Source organism: Myxococcales bacterium (genome assembly GCA_016706225.1).
Lineage (GTDB): Bacteria > Myxococcota_A > Polyangia > Polyangiales > Polyangiaceae > JADJKB01.
Genome location: JADJKB010000003.1, coordinates 594,087 through 619,534, shown reverse-complemented (window position 1 = coordinate 619,534; position 25,448 = coordinate 594,087). Strand labels below are relative to the sequence as shown.

At 67.1% G+C, this 25,448-nt stretch carries 24 protein-coding genes and 1 pseudogene; 9 read left to right on the top strand and 16 right to left on the bottom strand.

The genetic code is table 11. The features are described 5' to 3' along the window. Nucleotides 1-2 precede the first annotated feature (2 nt). Nucleotides 3-815: a hypothetical protein gene (locus tag IPI67_04480; protein MBK7579444.1), complete on the bottom strand. Its 813-nt coding sequence runs from the start codon at nt 813-815 to the stop codon at nt 3-5. A gap of 103 nt (nt 816-918) precedes the next feature. Here IPI67_04480 and IPI67_04475 point away from each other — a divergent pair, with 103 nt between their 5' ends. Next, the gene (locus IPI67_04475) at nt 919-1,356 is read left to right on the top strand and encodes a GatB/YqeY domain-containing protein (GenBank protein MBK7579443.1); all 438 of its coding nucleotides are present in this window, start codon (nt 919-921) and stop codon (nt 1,354-1,356) included. 65 nt (nt 1,357-1,421) lie between these two features. Here the strand turns inward: IPI67_04475 and IPI67_04470 are convergent, their stop codons facing one another. Beyond that, nucleotides 1,422-3,392: a hypothetical protein gene (locus tag IPI67_04470; GenBank protein ID MBK7579442.1), complete on the bottom strand. Its 1,971-nt coding sequence runs from the start codon at nt 3,390-3,392 to the stop codon at nt 1,422-1,424. A gap of 226 nt (nt 3,393-3,618) precedes the next feature. On the opposite strand from IPI67_04470, the gene IPI67_04465 reads away from it, so the two are divergent. Further along, complete coding sequence (locus IPI67_04465; GenBank protein ID MBK7579441.1) at nt 3,619-5,061, top strand: right-handed parallel beta-helix repeat-containing protein; 1,443 nt, start codon at nt 3,619-3,621, stop codon at nt 5,059-5,061. A 167-nt stretch (nt 5,062-5,228) separates the two neighbouring features. Further along, nucleotides 5,229-5,477, top strand: coding sequence for a hypothetical protein (locus IPI67_04460; protein ID MBK7579440.1), 249 nt, complete (start codon nt 5,229-5,231; stop codon nt 5,475-5,477). 67 nt (nt 5,478-5,544) lie between these two features. On the opposite strand, the gene IPI67_04455 is transcribed toward IPI67_04460, so the two are convergent. From IPI67_04455 to IPI67_04440, 4 genes and pseudogenes are all read right to left on the bottom strand, one after another. Further along, nucleotides 5,545-7,116, bottom strand: coding sequence for a FecR domain-containing protein (locus tag IPI67_04455; GenBank protein ID MBK7579439.1), 1,572 nt, complete (start codon nt 7,114-7,116; stop codon nt 5,545-5,547). After that, nucleotides 7,113-7,664: an RNA polymerase sigma factor gene (locus tag IPI67_04450; GenBank protein ID MBK7579438.1), complete on the bottom strand. Its 552-nt coding sequence runs from the start codon at nt 7,662-7,664 to the stop codon at nt 7,113-7,115. Before IPI67_04450 ends, IPI67_04455 begins: the two co-directional genes overlap by 4 nt. Before the next feature lie 105 nt (nt 7,665-7,769). Next, nucleotides 7,770-8,855 (bottom strand): hypothetical protein, encoded by a 1,086-nt coding sequence (locus tag IPI67_04445; protein ID MBK7579437.1) that lies wholly within the window; start codon nt 8,853-8,855, stop codon nt 7,770-7,772. Next, nucleotides 8,852-10,003 (bottom strand): annotated as a pseudogene (locus IPI67_04440) (class I SAM-dependent rRNA methyltransferase). The gene IPI67_04445 and the pseudogene IPI67_04440 overlap by 4 nt, the downstream one beginning before the upstream one ends. Before the next feature lie 176 nt (nt 10,004-10,179). Here IPI67_04440 and IPI67_04435 point away from each other — a divergent pair. Beyond that, nucleotides 10,180-10,980, top strand: a complete 801-nt coding sequence (locus tag IPI67_04435; protein MBK7579436.1) for an outer membrane beta-barrel protein — start codon at nt 10,180-10,182, stop codon at nt 10,978-10,980. 18 nt (nt 10,981-10,998) lie between these two features. On the opposite strand, the gene IPI67_04430 is transcribed toward IPI67_04435, so the two are convergent. From IPI67_04430 to IPI67_04415, 4 genes are all read right to left on the bottom strand, one after another. Further along, entirely contained in the window at nt 10,999-12,906 is a 1,908-nt protein-coding gene (locus tag IPI67_04430) for a hypothetical protein (protein MBK7579435.1), read from the bottom strand. A gap of 155 nt (nt 12,907-13,061) precedes the next feature. After that, nucleotides 13,062-14,471, bottom strand: coding sequence for an OmpA family protein (locus IPI67_04425; GenBank protein ID MBK7579434.1), 1,410 nt, complete (start codon nt 14,469-14,471; stop codon nt 13,062-13,064). A gap of 537 nt (nt 14,472-15,008) precedes the next feature. Next, the gene (locus IPI67_04420; protein ID MBK7579433.1) at nt 15,009-16,895 is read right to left on the bottom strand and encodes a protein kinase; all 1,887 of its coding nucleotides are present in this window, start codon (nt 16,893-16,895) and stop codon (nt 15,009-15,011) included. A 196-nt stretch (nt 16,896-17,091) separates the two neighbouring features. Beyond that, nucleotides 17,092-17,502, bottom strand: a complete 411-nt coding sequence (locus IPI67_04415) for a hypothetical protein (protein ID MBK7579432.1) — start codon at nt 17,500-17,502, stop codon at nt 17,092-17,094. A gap of 185 nt (nt 17,503-17,687) precedes the next feature. Between IPI67_04415 and IPI67_04410 the strand changes: the two genes are divergently transcribed. Next, complete coding sequence (locus IPI67_04410) at nt 17,688-18,125, top strand: hypothetical protein (protein MBK7579431.1); 438 nt, start codon at nt 17,688-17,690, stop codon at nt 18,123-18,125. Nucleotides 18,126-18,150: 25 nt separating this feature from the next. Here the strand turns inward: IPI67_04410 and IPI67_04405 are convergent, their stop codons facing one another. Then, nucleotides 18,151-18,372, bottom strand: coding sequence for a hypothetical protein (locus tag IPI67_04405; GenBank protein ID MBK7579430.1), 222 nt, complete (start codon nt 18,370-18,372; stop codon nt 18,151-18,153). Nucleotides 18,373-18,607: 235 nt separating this feature from the next. Between IPI67_04405 and lnt the strand changes: the two genes are divergently transcribed. Further along, nucleotides 18,608-20,173 (top strand): apolipoprotein N-acyltransferase, encoded by a 1,566-nt coding sequence (lnt, locus tag IPI67_04400; GenBank protein MBK7579429.1) that lies wholly within the window; start codon nt 18,608-18,610, stop codon nt 20,171-20,173. Between the two features lie 72 nt (nt 20,174-20,245). Here the strand turns inward: lnt and IPI67_04395 are convergent, their stop codons facing one another. After that, the gene (locus IPI67_04395) at nt 20,246-20,920 is read right to left on the bottom strand and encodes a hypothetical protein (GenBank protein ID MBK7579428.1); all 675 of its coding nucleotides are present in this window, start codon (nt 20,918-20,920) and stop codon (nt 20,246-20,248) included. A 33-nt stretch (nt 20,921-20,953) separates the two neighbouring features. Next, nucleotides 20,954-21,709, bottom strand: a complete 756-nt coding sequence (locus IPI67_04390) for a serine/threonine protein phosphatase (GenBank protein MBK7579427.1) — start codon at nt 21,707-21,709, stop codon at nt 20,954-20,956. Nucleotides 21,710-21,763: 54 nt separating this feature from the next. Between IPI67_04390 and IPI67_04385 the strand changes: the two genes are divergently transcribed. Together IPI67_04385 and IPI67_04380 are read left to right on the top strand one after the other, a co-directional pair. Then, nucleotides 21,764-22,198, top strand: a complete 435-nt coding sequence (locus IPI67_04385; GenBank protein MBK7579426.1) for a DUF1569 domain-containing protein — start codon at nt 21,764-21,766, stop codon at nt 22,196-22,198. A 60-nt stretch (nt 22,199-22,258) separates the two neighbouring features. After that, entirely contained in the window at nt 22,259-22,831 is a 573-nt protein-coding gene (locus IPI67_04380) for a hypothetical protein (protein ID MBK7579425.1), read from the top strand. Nucleotides 22,832-22,939: 108 nt separating this feature from the next. Here the strand turns inward: IPI67_04380 and IPI67_04375 are convergent, their stop codons facing one another. The 3 genes from IPI67_04375 to fsa form a co-directional block, all read right to left on the bottom strand. Further along, a complete protein-coding gene (locus tag IPI67_04375; protein ID MBK7579424.1) occupies nt 22,940-23,251 on the bottom strand; it encodes an HU family DNA-binding protein in 312 nt (103 codons plus the stop codon). Nucleotides 23,252-23,508: 257 nt separating this feature from the next. Further along, complete coding sequence (gene ybeY, locus IPI67_04370) at nt 23,509-23,973, bottom strand: rRNA maturation RNase YbeY (protein MBK7579423.1); 465 nt, start codon at nt 23,971-23,973, stop codon at nt 23,509-23,511. A gap of 82 nt (nt 23,974-24,055) precedes the next feature. Further along, the gene (fsa, locus tag IPI67_04365; protein ID MBK7579422.1) at nt 24,056-24,703 is read right to left on the bottom strand and encodes a fructose-6-phosphate aldolase; all 648 of its coding nucleotides are present in this window, start codon (nt 24,701-24,703) and stop codon (nt 24,056-24,058) included. 146 nt (nt 24,704-24,849) lie between these two features. On the opposite strand from fsa, the gene IPI67_04360 reads away from it, so the two are divergent. Then, nucleotides 24,850-25,386, top strand: coding sequence for a hypothetical protein (locus tag IPI67_04360; GenBank protein ID MBK7579421.1), 537 nt, complete (start codon nt 24,850-24,852; stop codon nt 25,384-25,386). The last annotated feature ends 62 nt before the right edge of the window (nt 25,387-25,448 follow it).

Below are 25,448 nucleotides of genomic sequence, written 5' to 3'. Positions count from 1 at the left end.
GCTCAGCAGCAGCAGCCACCGCCGCAGGCGATGGGGACGCCGGCGGACGGGATGGCGACGGGGGCTGAGCAGCCGCTGGTGTTGCAGGCCTGCACCTGCAGCGCTCCCACGCCGTTGGCGCATTCACTGGAGGCACACATGCCGACGTTCGTCGCACACAAGTCTGCTTGGACTACGTTCCCAACGTTGATGACATGCGCGGGAAAGATCGAACACTTCCACAGCACGTTGTAGTAGGTCGCGTCCGTCGATGCGGTCCACTTGATGGGCCAGGGATCGCAGCAGCCACAGCTCGTGCAGCCCGACGGGCTTCCGGGAGGTTGAGGGCCGCCCGTTGCTCCGCCGGTTGCGCCAGTTCCCGCGGTGCCACCAACGCCGCCGGTGGCACCAACGCCGCCGGTGCCGCCGGTCGCTCCGCCGGTTGCGCCGATTCCTCCCGAGCCGCCAGCGCCGCCCGTGGTTCCGCCGCTGCCTCCGCTGCCGCCACCGGAGGTCGCGCCGGTGGCACCCGAACCGCTCGCACCACCCGAGCCGCTCGCGCCGCCCGAGCCGCTCGCGCCGCCCGCGCCGCTCGCACCGCCCGAGCCCCCGACGCCGCCGGTCGAGCCACCGGCACCGCCGGCGCCGCCCGCGCTGGCATCCGTTCCCGCATCGACGGAGGCGCAGTGTCCCGCCACGCAGACGAAGGGAACATCACACGTGCCGTTCGGGTAACACGGCTCGTCGGGGCCACCCTGAGCGCGCCCGATCTCTTCGGGCGAAGCACAGGCCGCTGCGAGGCAGAGCAACGCCAGAAGCTCGAAACGCCGTGACATCCTGCACAACGTTGCCCGAGACGGGGCACCCAGTCCAGCGAGTCCGTCGCGGAAGAGGGCTCTCGGGGGTCGGCCGCGCTAGGGTTGCGAGAGGAGGCTCAGCTTGCTCAGCGAAGAAATCAAGAAGCGCGTGCTAGCGGCGATGAAGGCCGGCAACAGCCTGGAGAAGGAGATCCTCAAGGTCGCGCTGGGGGAGATCCAGACCCAGGAGGCGCGCGCCAACAAACCGATGAGCGACGAAGAGGCCAGCGCAATCGTGCGCAAGCTCGTGAAGAGCAATCAAGAGACGGCGTCGGTCAGCGAGGACGCAGCGCAAAAGGAGCAACTCGGCAAAGAGATTGCCGTGCTCGAGACGCTGCTGCCGAAGAGTCTCGATGTCGATGAAATCGTGGCGTTGCTTGCATCGGTGTTGGACGCGGTCAAGGCCGCGGGTAACGACGGGCAAGCGACTGGGGTGGCGATGAAACACCTGAAGTCGGTTGGCGCCAGCGTCGGTGGGAAGGACGTCTCCGAGGCCGTGAAGCGCTTGCGTAGCGGCTGAGCCCGACGGTCAGCCGCGCTCAGCGCTGCCGGGATGGCGCTCCCTGTGAGACTTCTTTCCGAACCTCAGCCGCAGGCAGCGACCTTGTCGGCACAGCAGTCGTTGTTCTGCGTGCAGTAGCTGTCGCAGTAACAAGACGGGCTCGAGCCCGGCACCGGAGTGCCGCTGCCACAATGACCGACGCAGCTGCCGCTGCTCCCGCCGGTGTTGCCGGTGTTGCCGCTGCCGCCGGTGTTGCCGGCATTGCCGCTGCCACCGCTGCCAGCCGCGCCGCCAGCTCCGCCGGTGCCACCACCGCCACCGGTACCGGTGAGCTCACAGAACGGCACCCAGCTGTGGTTGCCCTCGGTGTCAGCGTCGACGTTCTTCTGCGCGCACGGTTCGTCTTCGCTCCAGGCCTTCCACTGCGCAGCGCGGCCAGTGGAGGCCGCGAAGTCGGCGAACGCCTGGTAGTTGCCGCCGCCGGAGGACATGAAGACCACGGGCGCCGCGCACGCGTTGGTTTGCAGGCTGGCCTCGTAGTCCATGATGATCTTGTACATGTCAGCCGTCGTGCTGTTCCAGCAGCAGGTCTTGCTCTTGTCGTAGACCAGCTCGGCGAACGCGTAGTCCTCGATCTTCCGATACTGAGAGTCCGTCTGGGCGTTCGAGATGCCGAACTTGTCCTGGTTGAGCTGATAGAGAGAGCGGAACGCATTCTCGCGCTTCTCGCGCGCCGAGCACGACGCGGGGTAGTTGGAGAGGTGGGTCCGGGCGTCCGCAATGATGGCGACCAAGGCATCGCGGAGCTGCTCGGGGGGAACCTCACCGAGCAGACTCTGGAACTGGGTAGGCCGGATCTTCAGCTTCTCGGTGTCCGTGTCGTTGATCCAGGACGACTCATCGGCCTTCATCCAAGTGTTGGTCCACTTGCCGTTCCAGACCTTCGCAACGCGCCAGCGCTTCAGGCCGCCGCCAAACTGCACGTAGCCTTCGCCGCCCGTGTACTCGTTGGTGAACGTCTGCTTCGACGTGATGGCGTCCTCCCATTTGGGCTGCCTGCGAGGCATCGACCCGGAGGCGAGCTGCGCGTCCTTGCGGCCACCTTCGAGCGGGGTCACGGACTTGACGAGCAGCGTGTGCCCGATGCCGTTGGCTTGCCAGCGCTCGACCAGCACGTCCCCGGTGCGGAGGGCTTCGGGCTTCAAGTTGTAGGTGTTGCGAGAGTTCGCCAGGTTCATCGAGCCGAAGTAGTCGAGCAACAGCAGCCCCAGGTAGCCGACGCGCTTGTTCAGGAAGATCTCGTCGAAGTAGAGCCCCGTCGAGCCCCCCGGAACGATGACGTCGGACGAGTCCGTTCCGCCGTGCACGATGCGCTGGCGGAGTTTGTCGTCCTTGGGCCAAGCGGCCTGGTACTCCGCCGGCGCCATGTTCGAGTAGTCCTTGTAGTAACTCTTGAAGAGCGGCGTGTTGCGGTAGCGGGCGGTCGCAGTGCGCGCGCCAAAGTGTCCGAAGTAAACGCGGGTTCCCTGCTCGTCGGTCGTGGTCATGTAGAATGGCAGGCCGTACCAGGACGCAAACGTGAAGCGCGAGAAGATGGCCACCTCCGCGCACTCCAGGCTCGGCGCCGGCACGGTCTTGCCAAAGGGCGTCAGGAGCTCGAACGTCTGGCCGTAGCTCTTCGCCGGGATCTTCTTCATGGCGGCGACCCACGCCACGTACTTCTCGTCCCAGTTCAGCCCGCTATCTTCACCCCACGCCATGCCTGCTTTTTTCGCGGCCGGTGTGCTGCGGTCCTCCCATTGGTTGGTCACCGCCCACACCTGGGTCTCGGAGTTGTCCCAGTCAGTGGCGATGCCGGGGATGCCGGCGTTGTCAGCCTTGCCGGTGGGACCTTCGAGCCCGAAGGGGCCCGGGATTCCATAATCGTCCCACGCTTCGTCACCCTTCGACGACGAGGTGTCGCTGCAACCAACGACGGTCGTGAGCATCGCGACAATGCCGAGCACGACCGGACGCAACCAACGGGACCAAGAGGAAGAAGTGGCAACCGCCATGGTCCTCGAATCCTTGCAGCGACCCCGCCGCGCGTCCAGCCTCCACGCGAGGGCGCACTTGCGGCCATGCGCAATTAGCGCCGGCACACCCTCGGCGTTCCCGCGTTGCGCGCACGATGCTGGAGCCCCGGCTGGGTGGGAGCCCCAGGCACATGCCCCCACCTTTCTCGCCAGCGAGGGGCTCTGCGCACTGTGCGGACTTCGTGTCGCGGATAGTCTCCACTGAATGGGCTCCGCACACACGACCGCTTGGGGTTTGCTCGGAGCACGCAGCGGTGTGTGTGCGGCGAGCTCGTTCCTCCTCGCGCTCACGACTGCATGCGGGGATGGCGGTGAGTCTGGGACGCACGCGTCGGGCGGTGGCGCCGCTGGCGTCGGCGCCACGAGTGGCAGCGGCGGCTCGGCGGCGGGCGGGACGGGTGCTGCTGGCTCCGGTGCCACCGGTAGCGGTGGGCTCGCTGGTGCAGCGGGCGCATTTGGCGGGAATGCCGGCGTCGGTGGCAACGCCGGGACATCCGGTGGCAGTGGCGGTTCCGGTGGCAGCGCCGGCGCATCGGGCGGCAGCGGTGGCGGAGGCGGCGCAGGCGGTTCGGGTACCGGAGGCAATCCGAACTTCACTCCCGATGGTTGTTTCAAGTGGTCGGACAAGGCGTCGCTCCAGGCCGCGGTCGACCAGTACTCGTGTGTCGAAGTGCAGCCGGGAACCTACACACTCACGAAGGGAGTCGCGATGTCGCCCGGTCACACCTTGCGCGGCGTGAGCGCCGCAAAATCGGTGCTGCGGGCCAGCCAGAGCTCATGGAGCTTCGGCTGCTGCGACTCGATGGTCAGCGACAAGCTACCTCAGAATCCGGCTGCCAATCCGTTCCACGTCGAGAAGCTGACCCTCGATGCGGCCGGCGTCGCGACCTACAACGTGTGCTGCCGCGGTTACGTCGTCCAAGACTCCGTGCTCGAGAACTCACGCTGCTCCGCCATCGGTGCGGCGGGCACGGGGGTCACCGCCAAGAACAACCAGATGTTGTCCAGCGCGCAGCCCACGAACGTGCCCGGCAAAGGCAAGGTCAGCTGTGCGACCGGCGGGTTCGGCGGTGTGGCCGAGGGCGCAGCCATCTATTCCGAGGCCAAGGCCGACAACCTGGGCACACTCATCGAGGGCAACACGATCAAGAACAGCTTCGGCCCGGCGCTCGACATCAACGGCGCCTGGGGCGGGACCTTCAAGGGCAACATCGTCTCGGACAACACGGCGTGGGCAGCGGTCAGCCTGTATGGCGCGAGTAACTGGCTCGTGGAGAACAACCAGATCAGCCACCCCGCCAATCAGCCGGCGCAGCCCTACCACCCCTATTGCGCCACCGGGCCGGCGGGCGGGCATTCCGCGGGGATATTCCTGTGTCAGGACACCGACACCAACAACCTGGTCGTCAACGGCAACACCATCCGGGGCAACAAGACCAGCAGCTACTACGGCATCTTGAGCGTCGGTGCGGACGAGGTGAAGCCGTACTGGGCGCCGCGCAACAACACTTTCCAGAACAACGACGTGTTCGGCAGCGTGTTTGGCTGCGCCGACGACTTCAAGCCGGGCCAATGGACGACCGACAAGAACACTTGGACCGGTAACAACTGCGGAGGGTCGCCGAATACCGGTCCGGGCTACTTTTGAGCTCCGCCGTTGCTCACTGGCAGAGTGCGTTCGCCTTCACGCATTGGCTGGCGCTGATCACGCCGCTGCCCTGGGCGGCCACGCTCCTGCACTTGTAGTCGGTCGGACAACCGCTGTCGTCGGTGCAGGCCGCTGCGCACACACGCTGCGAGCCGCCGCCGAGCTTGATGCACAGGTTGTCGACGCCGGGACACTGGCTGTTGGCGGTGCAGCTCCTGGCATTTGCCGGTGAACGGATGCGGCCGGCCGTCGACCTGCTCGCACGGGTCGACCTGGCATCACCCGGAACGCTGTTTGAGCACCACGCAGGGTTTCTCGAGGCCTACTCGCGGCGTGTTCGAGCGGCCTACCCCAGGCGTGCCGACGGTCGCACTCTGATGCCGCTGCGCCGCAGCTTCATCGTTGCGCACGTCTGAACTCAGTCGCTTCGACCCTGTGCGGAGTCTAGCCGTCGTTTGCCGACCCTCGGTTCTCCAGCCGGGATCAGGGTGCGCCGCTGTCCGAGTCGGCGCGATTCTTCAGCGCTCGGGCCTGAACGCTGTTCGGGTACGCCTTGACGAAGGCATCCACGGCCGCCCGCTCTTCGGCGGCGCGCCCAAGCCGGCGCAGGGCCTGAATTCGCCCGTAGCTCGCCTCTTGGCTGAGACCGCCCCCGCCGGACCGCAGATACGAGTCGTACGAACGGAGCGCGCCGCTCGGGTCCCCGAGCGGTCCGAGCTGAAGCTCGGCGAGGGACAACAGTGCCGCTCGCGCTTCTGCGCTCTTCGGGTGAACCGCCATCAGCCGGCGGTAAGCGTCAGCGGCGCCGCTGGCATTGCCCTGGGCTCGGAAGGTGCGGGCGCTGGCCAGCATTTCGGACGCGCTCGGCGGCTTCGGCAGTGTTTCTGGCACTGCGCTCGGGAGCGCAGTGGTGGGCAGGTCGGGCTCCGAGAGCGCGACGCTCGCGCTCGGCGTCGGCGCGAGCTGGGCGTGGCGAGGCAAGCTGACGCCAACGAGCTCGAGCTCCGCCGTGCGCACTCCGGCAGCCACATCGCTCTCGACTCCGGCAACGACGTCGAGCTCGTGGCCTTCGGTGACGGAGCTGCCGTCCTTCGGCCCACCGCGGACCTTCACGGAACCCTCGTGCACTCGGACCACCAGGCTGCCCGAGTCGATGGCGGCGGTGACCGAGAACACCGTGCCGGTCACGGTGGCGCGCCCTTTCTCGGCGGCGACGGTGAACTGATGGCCCTCGGGCAACTTGTCGAGCGCCGTGACCACGCTGCCCTGAGCGAGTGACAACTGGCGATCGGTGGGGGTGGTGGTCGTGAGTGCGAGATCCGTCGATGGCCCGAGGCAGCTCTTGATGCTGCCGCCGTCGAACGCGATGCAAGCGTGTCCGCCGGCGCCCACGCTCAAGTGAGCGCCCGCCGGCACGGAGTCCCCCAGCTGAGCCGCGCGTTTTCCGACGCGCACGTCGCCGCTCAGCTCGATCAGCTTTGCAGCCGGACCTCTGCTGCCTTGTGGACCGCTGGACAGCACGCTGCCGCGGAGGAACAGCGCGACCGCCGCCGCCACGGCCAGCGCCGCCGCGATCCCGAGGATGATCACGTTGCCGCGCACGCGTGGCGCCTCGAGCAACGCGACGGACGCCGTCTCCGGCGCGACCTTGGTTTGGACCGCGCGCAGCGGGAGCTTTTTTGCCTCGGCATCATCCTGACGCAGCGGGAGCTTTTTCGCCTCCGCATCATCCTGGCGCAGGGGGAGCTTTTTCGCCTCGGCATCGTCCTGGCGCAGGGGGAGCTTTTTTGCCTCGGTCTCGTCCGCGTCGCGCGCGGCCGCGGCCAAGGCGAGCGCACGCGTCACGAGCGCGTCCGCAGCATCTCCGGCGAGGCTGGGCTCCTCCGGTAGCGCGCCGAGGCTCGACCAAGCCTCGGCTTCGGCGCGGCAGAGCGGGCACGACTTCCGATGGGAATCGAGAAACGCCGCGTCCTCGTCCGAGAGCTGCTCGTCGATCAGCTTCCGATCGCTGAGCTCGCCCCAACGCTGACAGGCGGAATCGTCGACGCCGCTCACGCCGAGCCTCCTCTTTCGCCGACGCCAATGGCGACGTCACGACGGATCAGGCGCCGCATCTCCTTCGTGCCCCGCAGCAATCGATCTTTCACCGTATTGGGCGATGCCTCGGTCAGGTCGGCGATCTCGTTGATGGAGTAGCCCATGACGTGCCGCAGGACCAGCGCGGAGCGTTGTGCCTCGGGCAGCTCGGCCAGGTACGCCTTTACCGGTCGTGGTGCGGCGTCGGCGAGGGAGTCGTCGAGCCCGCCTTCCGCGGGCAAGGTGTCGAGCTCGGATTCGTCTTCGTTGCGTGCCCCGTGTTTTTGTCGGCCCTTGGCGAAGCGAATGCTCGTGCGCACGACGATTCGATCGGACCAGCGCTCGAGGCTGGAGTCACCGCGGTAGTTCTTGGCGCTGCTGATGATCTCGATCAGGCTTTGCTGCGCGGCGTCGTCCGCGTCCGCGGGCGCGCGCAAGATCGACTTCGAGACACGATGCACCCGCTGCACCAGGCGATGGGCCATGGTGCGGGTGGCGGCGGGGTCGGCGGCGGCAACGAGCGACATCAGGCGAAGATCCTCGGCATGATCAGCCAGGGCCCGGCTCTCGGTCGGGCGCTCGGCGTCTTTCCCCTCAGTGGTTTCGGGCACGGGATCCGGGTGGAACTTTCCTCACCATAGATCGACCGAGAGTCCAACGGAGGCCTCGGCGCGGGTGCGGTAGGGAGAGAGGAGCGACTCGGTCCGTCCGGGAAGCTCTGCAACGTACTCAGAATTCTTGAGGAAAATGTCGAGGCCCACACCCGCCCAGACGTGCGTACGCTGCCACACTTGGTAGTGCGCCGTCACCCTAGGTGAGAGAGCGAACGTCAGGCCGTCCGCGGACTCCGTGGGCAGCACACCGCCGCTGGTCTTGGTGGTGCTGCGCCGATCGAGCTCTCCGATGAAACCGAGCTGGCCAGCGAAACGAAATCGCGCCGCCGGGATCTCGTAGGCCACGAACACGCGCACCGGATGCCGCGCCACCCGCACTCGCGCGGACTCCGTCTCCACCTCGACCGGAGCGTACGCGACATAACCGAGCCCGAAGAACAGCTGCGAGTCCGGAGACCCGGACAGCTCGACTCCCAAGCCGCTCTGCCAGGTCGCTTCGGGCGCGTAGGCCTCGCCCGCGTAGTGCGCGGCGAGGCGTCCGGTGCCGGCGACGGGAGCTTCGGGTTTGGGTCGTGTTGGTGCGGGGGAGGGTTTCACCGGCGGCGGCGGCTTCGGTGGTGGCGGTTTTGGCGGCGCTGCCAACTCGGGTCCGGCTTCCATGCCGATCTCACGCCCTTCGAGCAGCGCACCGACGGTCGAGCGCACGATGAGGCTCGCTTCTTCCACACCCGCCTGTTCGGCCCCGACCGAGCGCTTCACCCGTCGCACCAGCGCGCGCTTGGCTTGGGGTTCGATCAGGTAAAGGAGCAGGTCGTCTTCGCGCTCGGCTTCGACGAAGAATGCACCGACGGCGTCGTGTTCTTTGCAAGCGCGCGCCGCGAAGTCCAGCCGGTCGCGGAGCTCCTTCGGGATCTGACCCGGCGCCTCGACCACCAGCGCCACGGGCAGATCGCCGAGCTGCGCCCTGATCGCCCCGAGCACACTCTCCGCGCGCGCCGCGTCGCGCGCGCTGACCACGACCACGACGCGCCGAGGCTCCGCCGCGCGGAGCGGCGTCGTCGCAAGCACGCCCACGAGCAGCGCGAATGCCCCCAGACGTTTCACAGCGGCTGCACCTCCACGATCAGTGAGCTCAAGTACAAACCCTCCGGGAAGGCCGCCGGAACTGGGTGATCCGCCCCCTGAAACCAGCGCTCCAGGACGGTGGGGCGAACCCCCACGTCGCGTCCGCCGAGGGCCGCGGCGCGTGTGAGCTCGTCGAGGCCGATGGCGGCGGAGCACGAGCAGAGCACGAGCAATCCCCCGGGCCGCGTGGCTCGTGCTCCTGCGGCTGCGAGGCGGCGCATCGAGCCGAGCGCGCGCTTTTTGGCCGCGCGCGTCGGCGCGAGCTTTGGCGGGTCACACACCACCAGATCGTAGCCGCCTTTTCTGCCGGCCAGAGAGAGCACGTCGTGGGCGTCAGCGCGCTCGAACTGGATGCGGCCGGCGAGACCGTTCTCGCATGCACACTCCGCGGCCACCTCCAGTGCCAGGGCGTTTTGATCCACCGCGTGCACCTCGCTTGCGCCGCCGCGCGCCGCCGCCATGGCGATGGCTCCGACGTAGGTGAAAGTATCGAGCACACGTTTGCCGTGTGCCAGTGTCTCGACGCGCTCGCGGAGCGGGCGCTGGTCGACGTAGAACCCCGTCTTCTGTCCGAGCTCGAGCGGGATTCGGAACTTCAATCCGCGTTCCAGGAAGGCAAGCTCGCCAACGCTCGTGTCGCCGCGCACCACGCCGCGTGCTGCGGAGAAACCTTCGAGGCTCGCCGCGCGTTCCGAGCTTCGATCGATGATGGCCCGCGGGCGGAACGCCGTCTCGAGCGCGTCGAGCAGCGCGACTTCGCGCTTCTTGATACCGATGGTGGCCGCTTGAAACACCACCACGTCCCCGTACCGGTCGACCACGAGGCCCGGCAGATCGTCGCCCTCGGCGTGCACGACGCGATAGGCATTGGTGTCCTCGGCGGGCAGCCCGAGCATGCGTCTCAGCTCGCTGGCTGCGGCCAGGCGGCGCTCGAAGAGAGCCCCGTCGATGCGGGTGCTCTTGTCGCGCGTGTACATGCGCACCACGATGGCCGAGCCTGGCGAGTAGAGCCCTCGACCCAGAACGTTGCCCTGGGCGTCGACGACCTCGACTTCGTCGCCGGGCATCGCGCCGCCCGAGATCCGGGCGACGGCCTGGGCGTAGACCCACGGGTGACCGGCCCAGACGGGCTGTACGTGTCCGGGTTTCAGGCTGACGGTGGCCACGCATCCGGGAGTATTCAGCGTGCCACGCTGGTGTAAACGCTTCTCCACGCGTCCCTTTCAAACCTCGCAGATTGGAGGGGTCTGGCAACTGGCACTCAGGTTGCTAACCTCTGCTCGTTCCGCTCGTAGGAGCCCCCATGCGGACTGGCCTTCCCTCAGCAATCGCCTGCCTCGTCTTGCTCGCACCCGCGCTCGCGGCCGCCGAGGACATTCCCAACTGCCCGCCGGGAGGCTGGTTCTGCGAAGAGACATCGCCGCCGCCTCCCCCCGCAACCGATGAGGACATCGAGGCTGCTCCGCCCGACGAGCCGCTCGAGCGTCGCGGTCCGCCGCCGCCGATGGTTTACGAGCCGGAGCCATATCGCTTGCCGCCGCCGGCGAAGAAGCGGCGCTGGACGCGCAAGTTCGGCATCAATCTGCACCTTCAAGGTGTGATGATGGGCTCGGGTGAAAACCGACACGACGACTCGGGCATGGCGGGACTTGGTCTTGGCTTTCGCTATCGGCCCATCCCCCATTTTGCGTTCGAAGCGGGTCTCGACTTCTTCGGTGGCATCGACTGGCAGGGCAACGATCGACGTGAGACGGCGCTGCTCCTGAACGCGATGGTGTTCGTGAACCCGCGGGACGCCGTGCAGTTCTACATGCTCGGTGGTTTCGGCTTCAGCGGCGCCACGGTGACCCCGCGGGACAAGAACGGCGATCTCATCAATGCCTACGAGCAGCACTACTCTTACTTCGGCGGCCAGCTCGGCGCCGGACTCGAGTTCCGCGTGACCCGGCGGGTCTCGTTGAACATCGACATGGTCGGCTTCGTGCGCGGGCGCACGGACGACAACGCGCGCTACTACCCCGAGTTCACCGACCCCGACACGGGTCAGACGACCAATAGCTCCGGCGGCGGGCTGTTTCGCGGCGGCGTCACCTTTTATTGGTGACCCGAACGCGGCTTCGCTCTACGCCGGCGTTTTTGGGCCGCGAAAACGCAGCCGCGGGGCGATCACCGACGCCATGCCGAGCAGCGCGAAACCGATGAAGAGCGTGATTGCGCGGCCGGTCGGGAAGTCCTGAACGACGAGCTTCACCGCTCCGATGCCGAGCACCGGGTAGACGAGCAGTCCTGCCTCCCGGAAGCGCTCGATGCGGGATGCCGCCGCCAAGCTGAGGGCTGACGCCGCGAGGACGGCGGTGCGCAGCGCCGCAATGCGCCCTGGATCCGCACCCTCGCCCAGACCGCCGCCGACGGTGTCGACCAACAGCGCCAAGAGCACGCCGCCGAGACCCGCGACCAGTACAGCGAGCGCAAGGACCTTGCCCGCTCTGCCCGGCCAGAGCCCGCGCGCCTGACTGCTCTCGAGCGGCAGCAAGTAGGCGAGCAAAGCCAGCGCCAAGGCCGCCAACGAGGGTGCGTCCAAGGTGGTCCAAGTCGTGTGTGGGCTTGCCCAGAAAGCGTCCCACGTCCCGGGCAACAGGCGCGATCCGAGCGCCGCGACGCAGGCGCAGACCGCCGCGTGAAGCGGCAGCGCCGCGTGTTTGTCGCGCATGCCGAGCAGGGCCAAGAGCACACCGATGGGAGTCCAGGCGTAGCCCGGTTCGGTCAAGAGCAGCCAACTCCCGACCAGCACACCGGAGAGCGCGTAGGTCGTGGTGAACCAAGCCTCGACCCGGTTCTTGGCCGGCACGACGAACAGGAAGTAGGCGATCGCGTAAGCGCCGGCGCCTGCGACCAAGCTCGCAGCGCCGAGCGCGAGCCTCGGACCTTCTGGCGCGACATGCGTTACCAGCACGGCGCCGAGGTAACCGACCAGCAATACCGCGACTGACTGCAAGCGCTCGTACGCCGTCAAGAAACGCTGCTGGACGTGCGCCCGCACGCTGAACGACAACATGTACGCGGCGAACAACGTCAGTTGAACGACGAGGGTCGTCGAAGAGTAGGCGCCTTGGGTCAGAACGACCGCGGTGAACGCCAGCACAGCGAGATCTACAACCGCGGCGGAAGCAATGCGTAGGGCCCACCATTCGCGCAGCTCGGCGCCCAGATCGAAACCAACCCCTGTCGCGACCAGCAGCAGGAGAAACGGCACGGGTGTGTGGGTCTCGGCAACCGTGCCCGCCACGGTGAAGACCAACAACCCGAGGACGGCCCAGGCGATCAAGGCCATACGCCGCCGCCACGCCACGAACATGCCTGCGGCTGCCGACGCGCAGAAGCCGAACGCGGATTGCCAAGGTGACAACAGCTCGAACCGCGCAGTCACCTCGCCCATCAGCGGCAGCGCGATCAAAGCGTAGACAACGCCGTAGAACGCTGCGGCGGCCGACGGACCTTTCCTGGCGCGTTGGTCAGACAGAACCAGCCAAATCGTCGCGTACGCGAGTCCGGCCACGGTCCCCAATGCGTGCCCGAGCGTGCCACGCTCGGTCAGATCCCGAAGCAGGTACCCACCGCCGAGGATCAACAGCGTGCGTCCACCGATGCTGGCGATCTGGGGCAAGAGCTCGCCGGCGCGCAGCTCCGGCTGCGCAGGCTGGGAGAGCTCGGAAGGCTCGTCCTCAGGCTCGATTTCCGACGCCGCGGCTTCGGCGTTTGCGGCGGCGCTCAGGCTGACGGGGACCTTGGCCTCCTCGAGCCCGAGCACGCGTCCGTCGAGCGCGCTGAGGGCTTGGGTGAGCTCGCGCACTCGCGCTTCGAGCTCCATCAGACGCTGGCTGTCGCGGGTGGCCGAGACGGGGATGTCGGCGGAGACGTCGAGCTCCGGCGCCGTGTGCTCTTGTTCGGTCTGCCCCTCGCGCACTCCCACTCCGTAGACCCCCGCCTTGGCAGTGCAACTGCCAGGCCAGTCGGCGCATTGCGGCCCCAACCGCGACCTCTCTGGAGAACCAGAAAATACGCGCCTCCCAGGGCGCTGGCCTCAGCTGCAGATCATTCGTCTGCGCCGAGCTCGCGTGCACGAGATGCGCGGAGCGATCGCCAAGTGTACCGGATGGGTACGGTCGCTCCGCGCGCGGGCGGTGCTCACTGGATGAGCTTGAACTCGATGCGGCGGTTCTTTTGCTTGCCGGCTTTGGTCTTGTTGTCGGCAATCGGCTCGTCGGGTCCTGCGCCGCGAGTCTGAATGCGGTCCTCGGTGATGCCCTTCTTCGTGAAGTACTCCTTCACGGAGTCAGCGCGACGCTTGGACAGGTCCACGTTGTGGTCGTGTTTTCCGTCGGTGTCGGTGTGCCCGCTGATTTCGATCTTCAGCTTCGGGTAGTCGGTCAGGACCTTGACCGCCTCGTCCAGTAGCTTGAAGGACTTCTCGCGGATCTTGGCCTTGTTCACGTCGAACTCGATGCCCTGAATCACGCCAGAGAACTTCTGCACCGCGTCGGGGAGTTTGTCGGGACAGCCGTCCTCGTCCTCGAAGCCGTTCTTCGTCTCGGGCTCGGTGGGGCACTTGTCGTCCGGGTCGAGGATGCCGTCCTTGTCCGGATCCCTGTCGGGACACCCATCGGGCGGGATGCCCTTCACGTCGGGGCACTTGTCGTCCGGGTCGAGGATGCCGTCCTTGTCCGGATCCTTGTCGGGACAGCCGTCGGGTGCGACGCCCTTCACGTCGGGGCACTGGTCGTCCGGATCGAGGATGCCGTCCTTGTCGGGGTCCTTGTCGGGACAGCCATCGGGTGCGATGCCCTTCACGTCGGGGCACTTGTCGTCGGGGTCGAGGAAGCCATCCTTGTCGCGATCCCCCGGCGCCGCCACGGGCGCCTCTTTCACCGTGCGCCCGAGCGTCAGCGTCAGGCCCAACAAGACCTCTGGGTGGTGAGCGATTTCGTGGCGCGCGCTGCGCGTTTCCGGGTTCTTGCCCGTCATGTTGTCGCGCAGGTCGAGGCGCACGTCGAGCATGCTGCTCACGGCCATCTTGGCACCGATGCCAACGTGCCCTTCCGGATCGCCGTCACTGCCCATGACGTCGGTGGACGCGCCGAGGCGCCCCAAGCCGGCCAGCACGAACGGGGTGATGCGAGATCCCGGGAGCTGGCCGATGACGTGCCCGCGGGCTGCCCAGAGTGTCGCCTTCTCGTCACCCGCGGAGGCACCCGGTCCGAGCGCGCCTTCGACCTCTGCACCCAAGAAGCTCAGCGGGAAGTACGCGGCGCGAAGCCCGAGTTCGAGCGCCGGGCGCTTGAACTCGCGGTGAGTGTCGCCCACGTCGCGCAGGTTGTGCTCCTTGTTCATCCAGATCAGACCGAAGAAACCGCCGAGTTCGATCAAGCCCGCTTCGGGCGTGTACTGACTCATGAAGTCGCCGCCGCCGCTCGAGCTCGAGCTTCCCTCGGCGCCCGAGAGGGACAGCGATCCCGAGGCGCCAGCCTCCTGAGCCCCCGCCGGGAAGGCGATTGATGCGCACAGCAGGCCTGAGCAAAGAATGATGGACGTTCGCATGGCTCCGGATTGCCACTCGCGGCAGCCGAAAACAAGGGCGGAGTGTGCGGCGCGCCCGCAAAGTTTGCCGCGGTTTTTTGACAAATCGCGGAGACCGCGAGGTCGCTCCGAAACACGCGACCCATTCGCCTCACCGGGCTGACTTGCGCAGTTTTGTGGGCGCGCGACGCTCCGGCGATGAACGTGCCGGCGCTCTGGTTTGGTCTGCGTACGCCGGAGTCGCGCAAACTACGCGCTCAGCGGCCTCGCGCTGATGGCGCTGAAGATGGCGCGGACCCAGTACCCTGGCGCGTACACGCATCAGCGAGGACGCGTGCCGGCGCGGCACGACGCTGACGGTCTGGGGACGCGCATGGCTGTTCCTCGAGGCGACGAAGGACATCTCGAGCCTGACCATCAACGGCGCCGCCATCGAGGCCTTGGTGAAAGACCCGGACCTGTTGGCCGAGATCGAGCTTCTGCGCACGGCCTCCGGCTGCCCGTGACGCGCGGGCATTGCGCTCCCGGCCCGGTGGCGCCCCAGCTGCGGCGATTGCTTCAGGGCTTGCGCTGACTCGGTGCCTGCGTCGTTCGAGACTCGGGCACCGACACACGCCGGGCGGCACTGGCCAGTGTGCGCGCGGCCGCGGGTGGCAGGAGGTGGCGCAGCCTCCAGGCCTGCAGTAGCGCGGCGTCTTGAGTGATGGTGAGCCGCTTCACCGCGTAGCTCACGACCAAGCCGGAGAAGACGACTGCCGCCGTGGTCGCGAGCCAGATCAGCGCCAGCGTTGCGTTCGGTGGGAACCCCACTGCATTGGGCAAGATGCGGAGCACCCCACGTTCGAACGCATACGAAGCGGGGAGCAAACCGGCGAGCTGAAGCAGTGGGGGGATGGCAACTGCTGCCACGCTGCTGACGATGGCGAGCCAGCGCAGTGCTCGGTCCGCCCTCAAGACGAAGATGAAAGCGCTGCCCGCCAAGATCGCCACGCCGGGTACGACCACGAATGGACCGGCGAACGCGCCGGCAGTCGCCACCGCAGTGAACGTCGCAACGATCACGACACCGCGCATGAAACGCTGGTGTTTGCCGGTTATCGCGACGCTGGCGTTGTAACCGATCAGCGTCGCGATGCAGGCGCTGATCAGCGCGAATGGCATCCAGTCGCGCACACCCATCAGGGTCGCCAATCCAACCAGCGCGATCCAGATTGCCCCGAGTCCCGCTGCAGCTCGAGCCGTGCCGTGAGCCTGCGTTCGAAGCGCCCGGTCGAGCTCCTCGCGTGCGCCGCTGGGCAGCGTCTCCGGCTCGGCCAGGACGATGTCCATCGCCACCTCGAGCGCCGGCGCGCACTCCGGGTCTAGCGTCAGGGCGCGACCCAGATCGGCAAGCGCTGCGGCGCGAGCCTGGTCTCGCTCCCCGGGTTTGTCCGCGACCGCATCGAGCGCGGTCCGAGCCTTGGTGACCAGGCGAGCGGCTTCGGTGCGTCGCCGCTCGTAGTCTTGGGCGCCGTCCAGGTACGCCTCCAGCGCGCGATACAGGGCGTCGGCCCCCGGCAGGCGGCTTTCCGGGTCCAGCTCCATGGCGGCGACACAAATGTCCACGACCTCGGGGTCGAGCTCCTCGACCCGTTCGAGGCGCTCTCGCACGCGCGGGTCTTCGTCGACCTGCGCCAGGGCTTGTGCCACGTCACCCCCCTGCCGCAGCGCCTCGAGCGTCAGCGCTTCGAACAGCATGGCGCCGAGCGCGAACACGTCCGCGCGGGCGTCGACCGCCTCGGCGCGCGTCTTCTGCTCGGGTGGCATGTACTCCGGAGTGCCGAGCACCGAGCCGTCGTGTGTCAAGCGAGTCCCGCGCACTCCCGAGGTGTTGTGCGGACTCGAGTCCTCGTCGGGCAAGAGGTCTGGCTCGGCGCCGACCTTGGCAATTCCCCAGTCGAGGACGTAGACCTCACCAAAGTCGCCCAGCATGATGTTTGCTGGCTTCAGGTCACGGTGAATGACGCCGTGGCAGTGGGCATAGTGCAGGATCTGACAGACCTGGCTCAGCGCGCCAACCAAGCGTCGAGGTGAGAAGCGTTCGTTCATCTCGGGGTCGCTGTCGCGCAAGCGATCGAACACCTGCGCCAAGGTCAGGCCGCTGACCCGCCGCATGGTGAAATAGGCGTCCCCGGTCGGGGAGACTCCGATGTCGAACACGGGCACGATGCCTGGGTGTTGCAGCGCGCCCTGCACCCGGGCTTCGCGCAAGAAGCGCTGACGAACTCGGTCAGAGTGGCGGTGATCCGAGCGGATCGCCTTGGCGACGACGCGTCGGTCGAGCCAGATGTCGTGCAGGTGGGTGAGGGTCCCCATGCCGCCGACGCTGGTCTCGCCGGAGGCCTGATAACGCGAGAGGTAGTCGCCGGTCAGTGCGTCGAGGAGCCCGCTCTCTGGCGGTCGCACGCTGCCGCTCCTCGGCACCGCGGGTAGAGTCTCGGCGTCGCGTCTCGCCTTGGCGCTCAAACACACCTCGGCGCCGTGTGTGGGTGACACATGGACGACCCAAGGTTACGTGACAACTGGCACGGCGGCCAGCGTCGGCCGGTCGATGCCCGTGGAACGTTGCCGATTGGAGCGACGCTGACGCGACTACTTCAAGTCAAATCGGGCCGCCGCTCTTGCACAGCGCGAGGATCTCGATGTCGGCCTTGCCGTCACCCTGGACCGTCTTGCAGGTGTCCGGGCAGAGTATGATTTCGCCCTTGCCGGCGTCCCCGCCCGCGTCCGAACCCGCGACGATGTAGAAGGCGCCCGGCTTGCAGGCAGCTGCGTTGTCCACCTGATCGAACTTGATTGTCCCGCCGCCGCTGCTGGGCGTGTACTCGATTTGAATCGTCTTCGAGTCCAGCTCCTTGCCGACGGGCGGCTCGGGCATGGGGAACTCGCACGCTAGCTTCGCTCCTTTGACCACGCCGTCGGCGATCTTCTGGAACACCGCATCAAAGCCAGTTCCCTCGCATACCGGGAAACGCAGACCTCCCGTCAGGATGCTGAGGGCCTGGTAACCCATGCCCGAGTTGACAGCAGTCGAGCATTTCGTCAAAGAGGCGACGATGGGCTCGGTCGGCTCGTAGGCGCCGTTCGTCGAGCTGGGATTCTTGAGGACGCCGACGATGCTGTGCCAGATGTAGTTGCGGTTCTGCGCCGTCCCGAATTGTACGGATCGAGCGCGAGCAACTCTTGGCGTTGCACCGCATGACCCACGAGAACCAGTTCGCCAAGCTGGCGGACGACGCCGACGCGAACCCGGATGGTACGCCGAAGCCGGGTGCTCCGGGCAGCAGCACGAGCGAGCCCGCACCGGTTGGAACCCACGCGGTGTCGCCAGTGCCATCGAGCGGCCCCGACGGGGAGGGCGTTCCGACGCCGAAGCAACCCGAAGCGGTGTCACCGGGCTGGCCTGCCCCGGTCGAGCTGCACCTTGTCGTGCGGGACATCCCCGCTGCCGAAGAGACGAGCCTCGAAGCCGCCGCTCGTTACATTCGCGCTCACGAGCCAAACCCGCGGGCGCGCGTCAAGGCGCACTGTGATTTCCCGGCCGACGGTGTCTATCGGGTGCTCCTGTTCCGGGGACAGCAGGAGTTCGGGACCTACGAACACGTTGGGACGCTGGAGGCGGTGAGCCGTCGCTGAGCGTGGGGGGCCGTGTCGCGTGAAGCTACGCTCCTCGGGAGCCCCGCCCCGCGAAGTCCACGTCCAGAGCAGCCATCGCCTGGGGATTCACCCGCGTGCCGCTTGTCGCGATGCTCGTGCCGTGCTCGCGCCACCATTCCCGCGCGTCGCGGGGCGTCCACGCCGGCACGTCGCACTCGAGCAGCAGGTCACGAAGAGCCTGGGCAGCTCCTCCGCCGAAGTCGTCCAGCACTCCCTGACTAGCCACTGCCGGGACACGCGTTCGTCGCGTCCGGGCCTAGAACACCGATCAGCTTGCGCTGCTCGTGTTCTAGGACCTTTACGTTGGGGCTGCGCCCCAAACCCCCGGCCCTCGGCCGTGCGCGCTCCGCGCGCGAGCGCCGAACACCTTGCAAGTCCCGGAAAACAAACCACGTTCAACCTGTTCGGCGCTCTAGCGCGCGGAATCTCCGGGCTGACGGCGTGTTAGCTTGAGAACCCGCATGAGCGACGCCAAGTCTCCGCGGCGATTCATTCCGCCCGCGTGCGCCGTGCTGGGCGGCGTCGTCTTCGCGCTCTCGGCGCCACCGACCAATTTCTACGCGGCAGTGCTGGTCGGACTCGCGGGTCTGTTCCTCTCGACTCGTGGTGTGGAACGCCCGCGCGCTGCGGCATTCATGGCGGCGCTCTGGGCGACCAGCGCCGGGCTCGTCGGGCTTCGCTTCGTGCCCGGAGTGATCGTCACCTTCACCAACCTCGGGTTCTTTCTCGGTGTCGTCGCCCTGGTGCTTCTGGCCATCATCCAATCGGGCACCTGGGCGCTCGGGATGGGGCTTGCGCGTTACGTCGAACACGAGACGGAGCTCGACGCACGGCTCGGATTCGGCCTCGGGGTGTTCGTCGCGGTGAGCCTGGTGTTCGTGATCGCGTGGACCCCCGGCGGGCTCTTGTCGCCCTGGACGACGCTGGTTCAGGTCGCAGAGCTGGTGGGTGAAAAGGGCGTCTCGGTCTTGCTCGGAGTCGCCGTCGTGTTGTTCGTGTCGCCCCTCGAACATTGGCTGTACCCGGAACGTGCCAGACCTCGCCGGCTGTGGGTCTCGCCAGTACTGGGCGCGGCCCTGTTCGGGCTGATGCTCGCCTACGGCATGGTTCGCATCCGGAGCGTGCGCGCCGAACACGCGCTCCGCCCCACGCTGAAACTCGGCGTCGTGCAGGCGGCGGTGGGGGCACGCTTGCGCTGGGAAGAAGGTGCCCGAGAGCTGATCCTCAGCCGGCTGCGTCGCCTGACCCGCGAGTCCGAGCGCGGCGGCGCCGTGCTGACACTCTGGCCCGAGGCCGCGTATCCGTTCGTGCTCGATCACGCTCCCGGCCGCATGCAGCGTGGCCGGCGGGCAATTCTCGGTCGCGACCTCCACGGCCCTGTGTTGTTCGGCCTGATCACCAACGCACCCGGCGGGGAAGCCGGACACAACGCGACCACGGTCGTCAGCCCAGACGGCACCATCCAGCTGCCGCAGGCCAAGATGGAGCTCTTGTGGTTCGGTGAGACCGTTCCGCTCGGAGAACACCTGCCGTTTCTGCGCAAGCTGTTCTCGCGCGCCGGTGGGCTCGTGCCGGGAAAGGACGTCGTGCTCTTGACGAGCGGGCCGGCACGCATCGGTGTCTTGAACTGTTACGAAGACACGCTGCCGGCGGTGGGGCGCAAGGTCGCGCAAGCTGGGCCAAATCTGCTGGTGAACGTCACGAATGACGCCTGGTTTGGTCCCACTGCGGAGCCGGAGCTTCACCTTCGACTCTCGGTGCTGCGAGCCATCGAGTCACGCCGCGACCTCGTGCGGGCGGTGAACTTGGGTGTGCCGGCATGGATCGACGCCACCGGTGCAGTGCGCGAGCGGGGCTCTGCCGACGCCGAGAGTGTCATGTTCGTCTCACCCGCCCTCAGCGAGGCTGGACCCACGCCGTTCGTGCGGTTTGGCGACCTGCCCCTGTGGCTCGTGTTTGGTGGGGTCTCGGCGAGCAGCTGGTATCGCCGGCGGCGCAAGGTCGCCCCGCCCGCGCGCTCCGCGTGACCCGTCGAGCGAACGGCTGCGGACTCGATGCTGCGATAGCCGCGAGGCCGGGCCCGTCAGACACGCTGCACGTCACCAGGGGCGCTCCAGCGTGCTCGGCGGGAGCAGGTCCTTCGACAAGTGCTCGAGCTCGACGCCGAGCGCGATGAGCGCGCGCTGGAGCTCGGACGCGCTGCACAGGACCACGGACGTCGGATTCTGCGACTGCTTGCTGGCGAACAGGATGAGGCTTGTTTCGCCGGCCAGCGCGTAGCGGAGCTGTGACGTCGAGCGTTCGTAGCGCAGCTTTGGGGTCTCAGTCGCCACGCTCTCGCAGCGCAGAGAATGATCGCTCAGGGTATAACGCAGGCGATCATCCGGTCGAGCTCGGGCCAGGATTCGCCGGGCGCGACCCCGCAGAACCGCGTCGAGGCGGCGCACGCCTGCGGCGCGCAAGCGCGGCAGCCGCCAGAACACGATGCTCAACACGGCGAACGTGACGAGCAGCGCCAAGTGACTTGGCGCCGGCTGTCCGAGACGCAGAGACGAGCTCAGCGCCAGCAGCAGCGAAAGCGCCCCTCCGACGAGGGTGAGCGAGAGTCCGAGCACGCGGAGCCGACGTTCGTTCTTGGCGGTGCGGTGGGCGCCGAGCACGTCCCAGCGCCTGGCAGTCCTGGCGTTTTGAAGAATGAGGGCCCGAGCCAGATCGAGCTCGGCGGCTGACCGAAGCGTCTCGTCGAGCGTTGCCTCCGTGCTGACAGGCTCCATGCGCGCTCGATGCTTCGGTTGAACGCCAGCGCCTCAGCGTGATTCGTGGACGGTCATCGAGGGCAGCTCGACGGCCGTCAGAAACCCGCCGCGCCCGCAGCCCGTGTCGATGCCGACGACGTTCTCGTACGACCAGAGATCCTTGGGGTCGTCCGGCGTGAAGGCAGACAGCTCCGGCGGCAATAGCTCGGTGTTGGTGTGGCCGACCACCACGCGCTTGCCGCGGTAGTTGCGGAAGAAGTCTTCGTCCCTGAGCCAGAGCAGCTGCACCGGCGGATGTGGCAGCTCACTCGGGTGTGCGAAACCCCCATGGGGCGCGCGGGGAAGTCCCGCGTGAACGTAGATCGCGTGCTCATCCTCGTACCAGTACGGCAGGTTCTCCAGCCACTCGACGATGCGCCGCGGAAAGAAGCGACCACTCTCGAAGGCATCCCGCTCCGCGTCGATGGGCTCCTGGTTGTGCATCGCCAAGGGAGCGTTGATGAACGAGCGGTACGCGGGCAGGCAGCCATGGTGAGGCGGTCGCACGAACTCCGGCCAGCGGTGTTTGCGCACCCTGAGCCAGGCGTCCTCGTGGTTGCCTCGCAATGCCACGATCTTCGCGCTCAGCATGCGCGGCAGGTAACGCACGTACTCGACGACCTGCTTCGAGTGGGGTCCGCGGTCGATGTAATCGCCCAAAAAGACGAGCGTGTCTTGTTTGTCGAGTCTGGGCAGCTTGGCCATCAGCGTGCGCAGCTGATTCAGCTCGCCGTGGATGTCTCCGATCGCAATCGTCCTGCCCGCCATGCTCCGAACGCGCAGCTTACCCGCCGGAGTGAGCGCCGGGCTATAGTGCCTTCGGTGTCGACCCGATCCTTCCGAGAAGTCCGCGCGCTGCTCGAGCAGCTCGGGGAAACGCCGTCGCTGCCGGGTGCCTGGAGCTACTCCGAGGTGCTGCAACACTGTGCGCAGAGCATCGAGTATTCGCTGAGCGGGTATCCGGAGCTGCGCTCGGGATTCTTCCGAGCGACCCTTGGCCGGCTGGCGAAGGCGAAGTTCCTGAGCGCCGGTCGCATGAGGCACGACCTCGGGGCCGCCGTGCCGGGCGCCCCCGCGCTCGACCCAGCCCTCCCGGTGCCCGACGCGCGAGCCCGCCTGCTCGAAGCGATGGCGAAGTTCGATGCCTTCTCCGGGGAGCTGCAAGACCACCTGGCTTATGGAGCCTGCAGCCGCGCGGAGTACGAACAGCTCCACGCGATGCACGTCGCGAATCATCTTGGGGGCGCCTCCGCCTGAGCGCGCCCCGGGCCGCTGCGCCCTCGGTCCGCGCCCATGGGTCGTGGTATTGAGCAGCGTATGAAGTGTGCGTGGCTCGCTCCTCTGGTTCTCGTGATCGGTTGCACCCGCGCTCCGGCGCCGACGGCGCACGATGGCGCACCCGATCCGGCTCCCGCCTCGACCGGTGCGCCAGCGCCGACCGCCCCCGCCGAGGGCACGGCTTCGGAACCCAACAGCGAGGCTCCCCAGGCTGCGACCGAGGGTTCTTCGGAGCTGCCGGGCGCCCTCAACGCCTCGAGCAGCAAGGTCGCCGGCTGTCTGGCGAGCCCCGGCGGCACCGAACAGGCTCCGCGCTCGCGCGGGATGGCCGCGCAGAAACCCGAGTTGGCGGTGGCTCCGGTCAGCGGTGGAGTGCAGGTGGTGCACGAGCTCTCCCACGCCTGCTGCCTCAAATCGAAGATCGACTCCAAGGTCGAGGGCAACGTCGTCACTCTCAACGAGGTGCTGTCCGGAACTCCCTGCCGCTGTATGTGCAGCTCGACCGTGACGACCTCGGTCCGCCTCGCACCTGGGAACTACACGGTGAAGGTGCTCGTCGACACGAACGGCCAGAAACACGCTTCCGGTGAGCAACAAGTCACCGTGAAGTGAGCGCCGGAGTTTTGTGACCCACAAACGACTTGTCCCCGACTCTCGGTGGAGAGCCGGGGACAGTTCGCGTGCTCGAAGCTCGCTCACGCGAGCGTCGAACTCAGACGATCACTGAACCAGATCCTTGAGCGCCTTGAGGGCGGTCGCGCGAACTTTCTTGCTCGCCGGCTTCGCCGGGATCGTGATCGGCTCCTTGGTGAACGGGTTGATGCCCTGGCGCTCTTTCGTCGCGGGCTTCTTCACCACGCGGAGCTTAACCAGGCCCGGAACCACGAACTCTCCGGGTCCGCGAGCCGAGAGCTGCTTGCGGATGATCTCCTGCAGCGCCTCGAACACACGGTTCACACTCTTCTTGTCGAGCTCGGTCACATTCGCGACCTCACCAACCACCTGCGCCTTCGTCAGCCTCTTGCCAGCCATTTCTGCCTCCTAATGAAACCTACGCTTTTCGCCGCGTCCCGCCCTCTGGGCCACCCCGTGACTTTTTGATCACCGTGAGAGCCGTCCAAGGCACGCGACAGGTAACAAGGGAATTTACGCCGTTCAAGCGAAATTCGATCACACGAGACACAAAAACGCGCTTTTTTTCCGGCCTCCGGGCTCGATCACGGTCGTCCGGCCGAAAAAGCCAGCAGGATCGAGGCCCGCGCGGCGGAAGAGAGCTGAGGTTGCGGAGCCTAGCCGCGCCGGGTTTTTGGGGGTCGACGGCCCACGCGCTTCGTGCCCCGAGTGCTCACCCGAGCGTGTGTCGGCCGAAGTTCGGGTGCGCTCACTCGCCGCACCAGGCGCCGCGTGAGCGCTACCATCGCTCGCTTTTCCTCCGGGGCGGCGTGGTCGAAACCGATCAGGTGCAGCAGCCCGTGGGCGAGCAAGAAGCGCACTTCCTCGAACAGCTCCCGCTTTCGAGAGCGCGCTTGTCGTGCGGCCGTGTCCAACGAAATCACGACGTCTCCGAGCACGACGTCGCGTCCGCCGGTCGAGGCTTCGTGGGCCGCGCGTCCGGCGCGCTCGTCGATTGGGAACGCCAGCACGTCAGTGGGTTTGTCTTGCTGGCGCCACTCGCGGTTGAGCTGGTGAATGTGCGCGTCGTCCGTGAGCAGCACACTCAGCTCCGCGTCGGCGATGCCGAGCTCGCCGAGCATGAGTGTGGCGACGGCGCGCACGCGCTTCACGTCGAGCGCGGGTGCGCGCCGAGCGCTCTTTCGAACGAAAGCTGGCACGGCTTCACTCGCGCGGGATCTTCTTGGCGTCCTCGAGGAACTTGGCGAGGCCCTGATCCGTCATCGGGTGTTTGGCGAGCTGAGTGATCACCTTGAAGGGGATGGTGCACACGTGGGCACCCATCAGCGCGGCTTGCACGACGTGGATCGGATGCCGAACACTGGCGACGAGGACCTCGGTGTCGAAGTCGTAGTTGTCGTAAATGGTGACGATCTGCTGAATGAGATCCATGCCGTCTTCGGCCAGGTCGTCGAGCCGCCCAACGAAGGGTGAGATGTACGTGGCGCCGGCCTTCGCCGCGAGCAGCGCCTGCGTCGCGGAAAAACACAGGGTCACGTTGGTCTTGATGCCTTCCGCCGTGAACACCCGCACAGCCTTCAGCCCGTCGAGGATGAGGGGCACCTTCACGACGACGTTTTTGTGAATTTTCGCCAGCTCCCGGCCCTCGGCCAGGATCTGCGCGGTCTCCGTGGCCAGGACCTCCGCGGAGATCGGGCCGTCGACGACCTCACAGATGGCCGCGATCGCCTTTTTGATGGGCAGTCCGCCCTTCGAGAGCAGGGAAGGGTTGGTGGTGACGCCGTCGACGGCGCCCATTGCTGCGGCTTCTTTGATTTCGCCGATGTCTCCGCTGTCGATGAAGATCTTCATGCTTGGCCTCTCGTGCTTCGTTCGAGCGTGTTCTGAGCTAGCCAAAAGCCTGGGCTGACGCAAGGGACGACCGGCTTTCCAAGGAAACCCAAGGCCGCTACGTTTCATGCTCAGTGGCTCGGCCGTCGCGTCCTCCTGGGTTCGACATGACGTACCGACCGGCGGAGACGTCCTTTGCTCCGCCGTTCGTGCTCATGTTGCCTGCCGTCATCTACCTGAGCGTGGCTCTGGTCGTGATCGGCGTGGTCGTTGCGGCCCACGTGGGTCCGACCAACACCAATCTGCACATCTGGATCGTCGAGCAGGATCCCCGCCGTCTGATCAGCTCGCGCACCTTCGCCACGCTGATCGCGCTCTCGGCGCTGTCGGTCCTCATGCGGGCGAGCATGCGCGGGGTGCGCATCCGCCCCGACGGAATCGAGTACCGAGACGTGACGCTCGGCTGGCCCCGCATCCGTCGCTATCGTTGGCCCCAGATCGACCGCTTCATCCTGGATCAGCCGCGCAGTATCGTGATCGACCTCTGGGACGGCAGCCAGGCGTTCCTGCCCGAGGTGAGCGACAGGGACGGCCTCGCGGTGGCTCTGGAGAAGGTCGCGCTCGCGCGGGCCATCCCCGTGCGCGGTGGCAAGGGTGTCGACGAGATCCCCGAGAGCGACGAGTTCGCGGAAGAAGAGATCTGAGGGTCGCGACGGGGCTGCGCTGAACCCGACGATGGCACTGCGCCGCGTGCGGGCATATCCTC